Source organism: Vibrio sp. V39_P1S14PM300 (assembly GCF_009904765.1).
Lineage (GTDB): Bacteria > Pseudomonadota > Gammaproteobacteria > Enterobacterales > Vibrionaceae > Vibrio > Vibrio proteolyticus.
On record NZ_WXWP01000014.1, the window covers coordinates 1 to 7,286 of the forward strand.

Consider the following 7,286-nt stretch of genomic DNA (forward strand, 5'->3'; position numbering starts at 1 on the left):
GTTTTATTGCTGTTGTGTCCGGTTTCTCAGAAAGGTATAAATAAAGGAGTTTTTAAAGCCCACCCTCAATTAACACGGATGAAGATTATGTTTGAAAAAGTTCTTGCAGCACCTGCTGATCCTATCCTTGGCTTAACAGAAGAGTTTAAGAAAGATACGCGTGCTGAGAAGATTAACCTTGGCGTAGGCATCTACAAAAATGAGAGCGGTGAAACGCCAGTTCTCAAGACTGTCAAAAAAGCCGAGGCAGCTCTGCTTGAAACTGAAAAAACCAAATCTTACCTGACCATTGAAGGGACGGCTGAATACGCGCTGGCGGTACAAAAACTGCTTTTTGGCGCCGATTCTGAAGTTGTGGCACAAAAACGAGCAAAAACAGCTCAGGCGCCAGGTGGTACAGGCGCCCTTCGCGTTGCCGGCGAGTTCATCAAACGCCAGTTGGGCGATGTAAAAATCTGGATCAGCAATCCAACCTGGGCAAACCACAACGGTGTGTTTAAGGCAGCGGGTATTGAGACGGCTCAGTACAGCTACTACAACCCTGAAACCAAAGATAAAGACTTTGCCGCCATGTTGAGCGACCTTGAGTCAGCCAATGCGGGCGATATCGTGCTATTGCACGGTTGCTGTCACAACCCAACCGGGATTGATCCTACCGCGGAAGAGTGGGAAACACTGGCGAAACTGGTCGCCGAGAAAGGCCTGCTGCCGCTGTTTGACTTCGCTTATCAGGGTTTTGCCAAGGGCGTTGAAGAGGACGCTGCTGGTCTGCGTACGTTTGCTAAGTACAATAAAGAGATCCTGGTTGCGAGCTCGTTCTCGAAAAACTTTGGTCTGTACAACGAGCGTGTAGGTGCATTCACTCTGGTTGCTGCTGACGAAAGTATTGCAACCACCGCGTTCTCACAAGTGAAGAGCATCATCCGCTCTATTTACTCCAACCCACCTGCACACGGCAGCGCGGTTGTGACCCATATCCTGAACAACACAGAGCTGCGTGCAGAATGGGAAGCGGAAGTAGCGGAAATGCGCGACCGTATCCAAGAGATGCGTGAGTTGTTCGTTGCAACACTGAAAGCCGAAGGCGTGGATGCTGACTTCAGCTTCATCGAGCGTCAGAACGGCATGTTCTCTTTCTCTGGACTGAGCAAAGAGCAAGTTAACCGTCTGAAAGAAGAGTTTGCGATTTATATTGTCGGCTCAGGTCGTATCAGTGTGGCGGGCATGACCAAGTCTAACATGAATCCGCTATGCAAAGGCATCGCCGCGGTTCTGTAATCACCATTCATCTGTGATTGAAATCATCAAAAAAGCCAGCGCGTTCGCTGGCTTTTTTATTGGTACCTGTAACGTCCTAAATAAGGTTGACACTAAAGTAGTGCTCAATACGCATAACGCATCGATATGCCACCTTCATTGGAGGTGTACTCTCCGGCATCACGGTAACTGTAAAAGCCACCGAGCGCAAAACGTCGAGTGACATAATAGTCTGCTCTGAGTTTGACGCTCTCTTCATCCAACGCATCGCTGCGACTGAGTTCACCGAGCGCTGTCAGCTCAAGTTTGTCAATCGGACTGTAACTGAGGCCCAGATCGATACCATAAATCAAATCACTGCTGTCAGATAATTGCTGATCCGTATCATCCTCGGTAGTGACGGTGCGCAAATACCCGGCCCTGGCCCGCGAGTAGATTAGCCAGTCATCATTGAGATCCCATTTGTAACCCACCCCTGGGCGAAACGAGTAGATTTCCGTAGTGGTCTCGTCAGGTCGGATAAAACGCGCTTCATAGTCTGCAACCACTAACCAGTGTTCGGCAAACAGTCCACTGTAGCCCACCATCACACTCGTAACATTACCCTCAGCGCCGTTGTCAGCATCGAAAGAGCCCGCACTTACATCGGCGTACAAATAATCCTGATTCACTTTATGCACCCGGATCGGATCTTCTGCAAGTACCGCAGCTGATACTCCGATCAGCCCGATACCCAGGCTCACACGCCCAAACTGTGTCATCGACTGCCTCCTGCAAATGACTAACTTTCAACGCCTTGATAATAGTGTAAAGTCTCAGCCACAACAGAATTATTATCGTGAACTTTGGCAGGTCGCACAGCAACAAAAAAAGCAGCCACTAAGGCTGCTTGATTCACCAAGACTCGTTACAACACAATAACGATCTCGTCCCCTTGCTGACCCGCGATGCGCACGTGACTACGCGATTCAATTTTGACGATCTGATCTCTGTCGAGTGAATACGGCATCACCAGTTTGATTCGCTCAATCCCCTGCCCTTTGGCAATTTCAAATAAGGTGATCAGATTAGACTCATCACTTCTGTTTGTTGACAGCCTGCGCAGCGCCGCATCCCAAAGCCGATCCTCCGGTGAATGAAAGTTATCGGTTGCCTCTCGCCACACCACGCTAAAAATGGGTGCAAACGTGCTCATTGCCTCGAGAAAAGTCCATTTTTTGTCACACGAGGCGCCGAGGAAAGAGGTATAGTCAAAATTAACGCTGACGTGCTCTATGTGGTCCATGTTTTCCCCCGACTTGTACGCAGTACGATATCCTTACTATCCGTTATGCTCGACTATATAGCAACAGGATATAGAACAATCATCTTTTATAACCAAATAAAAGGTTAAAACGCTATATAAAAACCAAATTCATAACAAACTCCGTACAAGAGTGATCACATATGTGTCGGGTTGATTAATATTTAGGGCGTAGAATAAAAAACACCTGCACGCAGATCACTTAACATCCACGATCCGGCTGGCTTTTTTATACTGTAACCGCCACCCTTGCCAACGCGGCAACTCCCAGCGTTTGGGGTCACCTTTACGTAACCCGCTCTGATAGACCACATGAACCAGCTTCTTCGCAGGGTAATATTCGACGCTCAGGTTCAGATCACCGAGATTGAGCGCCAACGGATAGGTTTCAGCAAAGTCTGCATATTCCCAGTCGGGAACACCTGCAAAAGGAAAATCAGACTCATTGAACAGCGCCAGATCATCGACACTGTCCAACTCCAATAGGGTTAATTGTTCGCTGAACCAGGATTCAAACGATAAATCTTGTGATACGGATTCTGGTGTCATCCCCAATTGAGCGTAAATCTTCCAGTGGGTGATTTCCGCCTCTCGGTGTCTGGCAAACCCCGGCATCAACTCCTCAGCCATTACCGCCTCAACAATGGGTTTGACCGCCAAACTCCCCTGAGCTGCGACCTGGCGGGTTGCGACGATCCGTCCGGCAAACACAAGCTCCAGATTAGACAGCGCCTTCTCGCCGTCATACACGGTTTCTCCCTGCTGCCACTCACCCAACTCCAACCGCTCAAGCAGCGCCAGAGGAACCGGTAGCATCACGGTTGCCAGATTGAGTGTTTGTTTCACGCCTCGTCCCGGGAGGCTGTGCGTATCAAGCACCAACGCCGCCTCCGCCGCCTCATGGAAACGGGTGTGGCGTGCTGGCATCACTTCAAGGTGTCCATTGCCCAGCGCTTCCCGGCGACGCTCACGGCGCACAAACAGCAACTCAGGATGCAAACCAGCAATCGCTTCGCACAGAGCTGCCCGATCGTAACGTGACGCCACCTCTAACATCGGCAACGCAAATACCTCGCGCATCTGCTCTGCAAGACCGCGAGCCTCAGCAAGTGCATCCGGCTCAGTGCGTACGCCAGGCAAGACAACGCCGCGTACCAGTTTGATATTGATTTCCGCATCACAGTGATGCGGCTCTTCTTGATTGAGCAACTCAAGCGCATCGGAATCTGGGCGATAGGAGTATAGGGCAGCAGGCACAGACAACGCCGCGGTTAAATCTATCATCGCTTCTTTGAGGGCTTTGCTTGGCATCCGGGTTACCAAATCAGCATACAAAGCATCAATGGGCAATGGATAGAGGGTGCGACCGTGCTCGGTGACCCGCCCTTTGTCATCCAACGCTTCCATATTTCGTAGTAGTGCATGTGCTGCGTCGAGCGATTTTTCCGACAACTGGTCGAGCAGATCCAGCTCTGTTAAACAATAGCCACAAGTCGCTGATGTCAGCATCGGCTCGGTCAACGCTTCACGCTGCAGCTCTGGCGGGGTCACGTTCTCCAAGGCAGCATGTTCACCATACAAGCGGATACAGATCCCGTCCATAACACGACCAGCGCGGCCGCTACGCTGGCGGGCGCTGGCTTTTGAGATGTGAGTTAAGGTCAGAGTGGTACGGCCGTTACGCTGCACGGTGCGCCGCTCCAGACCGGAATCAATCACAGCAACGATATTCGGAATCGTCAGCGAGGTTTCGGCAACATTGGTGGCAAGTACAACCTTACGTTGCGATTGCGGGTTCAGCGCCAATTCGCGTTCTTTATCGCTCACCGACGCGTGTAACGGAACCACCAACCAGTCGTGCAATGCAGTCAGTGCGCTCTGACACAACGCAATCTCTTTGCGCCCTGGCAGAAAGACCAAAACATCGCCCTGAATATCGCTTGCGATCAATTGTTCAATTTCCTGCCTGACCCGAGACTCCAGCCCTCGGCTGTCCGGTAATTGGCGCGACTCCTTTGCGCGATAACACATCTCGACCTGAAACTGCCGCCCCTGCGCCTGCAAGCGCTGTGCACCGACATAACGAGCCAGTCGTTCCCCTTCCAGTGTCGCTGACGTGATGATCAAGCGATGATGTTGATGTGCTTTGAGCATCGCCACCAGCACATCGGTATCCCAGCGGCGTTCGTGGTACTCATCCACCATCACCACATCAAACTGCGCCAGCTTATCTTCTGCAAACCAGCGCAGCGCAACCCCCGGCGTGACAAATACCACTTGAGTATCCGGCGTAAACCGATTTTCCAGTTTGATCGCATACCCAACAGACTGGCCCAGTCGCTCATCACGTTGCAACGCCAGAAACTGAGCCAGAGACGTACAGGCGATACGTCGTGGCTCAACCACCAGTACTTTCCCCTGCTCTGCCGCCCACAGCGGTAACCGGGTAGATTTGCCGGACCCGGTCTCGGCTTCCACCACCAGATGGTGTCGGGACAGTAAGGATTGTACCTGAGGCGCTAGGACGTCAATGGGTAATGAATGCATAGAAAATCAACAATTGGAAATCAGACAAACAATTATATCCTGATCGTTGTCGATAAACGAACAGGAACCCGTGCGACGGAGTGGTCATTCTATTTACAACACGATAACTAAACCCTATCATTTTCGGGTTCCGTTCTATCCTTCACATAGGCTTCCAATGAATAACGACAAACGCCCTCTGTACATTCCATTTGCTGGTCCAGCATTATTAAGTACACCTCTACTCAACAAAGGCAGTGCATTTTCTGCCGAAGAGCGCGCGTCATTCAACCTAGAAGGTCTTTTGCCAGAAAGCACAGAGACCATTCAGGAACAGGTTGAGCGTGCGTATCAGCAATACTGTAATTTTGAAAGTGACATGGATAAGCACATTTATCTGCGCAACATCCAGGACACTAACGAGACCCTGTTCTACCGCCTGGTTCAGAACCATATCTCAGAAATGATGCCGATCATCTACACCCCGACTGTGGGCGCTGCGTGTGAGAATTTCTCGAATATCTATCGTCGTGGCCGTGGTCTGTTCATCTCTTACGCGAATCGCGATCGCATTGATGATCTGTTAAATAACGCCGCTAACCACAACGTAAAAGTGATCGTGGTTACCGACGGTGAGCGTATTCTTGGTCTAGGCGACCAGGGCATCGGCGGTATGGGCATTCCTATTGGTAAGCTGTCTCTGTACACCGCTTGTGGTGGTATTAGCCCGGCCTACACGCTACCGATTGTGTTGGATGTCGGTACCAATAACCCGCAACGTCTGGCCGATCCGATGTATATGGGCTGGCGTCATCCGCGTATCACTGGCGCTGAGTACGACGCATTTGTTGAAGAGTTCATTCAGGCTGTTCAACGTCGCTGGCCAGAAGCACTGATCCAGTTCGAAGACTTCGCCCAGAAAAACGCCATGCCACTGCTGGAACGATACAAAAACCGTATCTGCTGTTTCAACGATGATATCCAGGGTACCGCGGCCGTCACGGTAGGCTCACTGCTGGCCGCCTGTAAAGCGGCGGGCAGCAAGTTATCTGAGCAGCGCATTACTTTCCTGGGAGCCGGTTCTGCAGGTTGTGGTATTGCTGAAGCCATCATCGCGCAAATGGTGTCAGAAGGCATTTCAGACGAAAAAGCCCGCTCACAGGTTTACATGGTCGACCGCTGGGGCCTGCTTCAGGAAGGCATGCCAAACCTGTTGGACTTCCAGCAACGTCTGGTCCAGAAAGTCAAAAACACCAGCAAATGGGAAGCAGAAGGAAACGGATACTCGCTGCTGGATGTGATGCGCAATGCAAAACCAACCGTACTGATTGGTGTCTCGGGCGCGCCGGGCTTGTTCAGCCAGGAAGTGATCGAAGAGATGCACAAGCATTGTCCTCGCCCGATTGTTTTCCCGCTGTCCAACCCAACCAGCCGAGTGGAAGCAACGCCGTCAGACATTCTGCGCTGGACCAATGGCGAAGCATTGGTGGCAACAGGCAGCCCGTTTGACCCTGTCATTCATGAAGGTAAGAGCTACCCGATTGCCCAATGCAACAACAGTTACATTTTCCCGGGTATTGGTCTGGGTGTGCTGGCAGCCAACGCGCGACGCGTAACCGACGAGATGCTGATGGAATCCAGCCGGGCACTGGCAACCTGCTCGCCTCTGGCAATCAATGGCCAGGGCGCGCTGCTGCCACCACTTGAGGCCATTCACTCAGTGTCGAAAAAGATTGCGTTTGCCGTGGGCAAAAAAGCCATTGAGCAAGGTGTGGCGCAGGAGATATCCGACGAGGCACTGGAGCAAGCGATTGACCAGCACTTCTGGCAGCCAGTCTACCGCCGCTACAAACGCACGGCATTCTAAGTGAAACAAACCCTGGCTTGGCCAGGGTTTGTTGTTTAAGGCTGCTGACAAAATGGTCGTTTAACACTTTTACATCTCGCGGGGCTTGATGACAGTGCCGCTCTTCGTGTTATTCTTCCTTTCTCAATACGGATATCATTCAGAAAATGTTAGACATACTCAATACGTTAGGTGACTACCTGCGCCCTTATCTCAGCGAAATATCAACCGCTCTGGTGGCCTGTGCCCTGGTGATGCTGGGCAACGAAATCAACGGATTCTTCCGCGGTTTACTGCGCAATCAGCATTTCACCATCCGGACACTGGTCTTCATTCTTATTAACGCCTTTGGTT

Annotated in this window: 6 protein-coding genes; 3 read left to right on the plus strand and 3 right to left on the minus strand. The window is 51.3% G+C overall.

Features of this window, described 5'->3' with window-relative positions; all coding sequences use genetic code 11:
- Positions 1-87: 87 nt before the first annotated feature.
- Positions 88-1,278, plus strand: a complete 1,191-nt coding sequence (locus tag CAG65_RS00800; RefSeq protein ID WP_161451497.1) for an amino acid aminotransferase — start codon at positions 88-90, stop codon at positions 1,276-1,278.
- A 104-nt stretch (positions 1,279-1,382) separates the two neighbouring features.
- Here CAG65_RS00800 and CAG65_RS00805 read toward each other — a convergent pair whose 3' ends face one another.
- The 3 genes from CAG65_RS00805 to CAG65_RS00815 all read right to left on the minus strand — a co-directional run bounded on the left by CAG65_RS00805 (position 1,383) and on the right by CAG65_RS00815 (position 5,107).
- Positions 1,383-2,018 carry an outer membrane beta-barrel protein gene (locus tag CAG65_RS00805; RefSeq protein WP_161451499.1) on the minus strand — a complete coding sequence of 212 codons (636 nt, stop codon included), beginning with the start codon at positions 2,016-2,018 and terminating at the stop codon, positions 1,383-1,385.
- A 146-nt stretch (positions 2,019-2,164) separates the two neighbouring features.
- A complete protein-coding gene (locus CAG65_RS00810) occupies positions 2,165-2,542 on the minus strand; it encodes a transporter (RefSeq protein ID WP_161447859.1) in 378 nt (125 codons plus the stop codon).
- Positions 2,543-2,758: 216 nt separating this feature from the next.
- Positions 2,759-5,107, minus strand: a complete 2,349-nt coding sequence (locus tag CAG65_RS00815) for a helicase-related protein (protein ID WP_161451501.1) — start codon at positions 5,105-5,107, stop codon at positions 2,759-2,761.
- 157 nt (positions 5,108-5,264) lie between these two features.
- Between CAG65_RS00815 and CAG65_RS00820 the strand changes: the two genes are divergently transcribed.
- Both CAG65_RS00820 and CAG65_RS00825 read left to right on the plus strand, forming a co-directional pair.
- Complete coding sequence (locus CAG65_RS00820; RefSeq protein ID WP_021703629.1) at positions 5,265-6,953, plus strand: NAD-dependent malic enzyme; 1,689 nt, start codon at positions 5,265-5,267, stop codon at positions 6,951-6,953.
- Positions 6,954-7,099: 146 nt separating this feature from the next.
- On the plus strand, positions 7,100-7,286 hold a 187-nt coding region (locus tag CAG65_RS00825), incomplete at its 3' end, for a DUF3392 family protein (protein ID WP_161451514.1).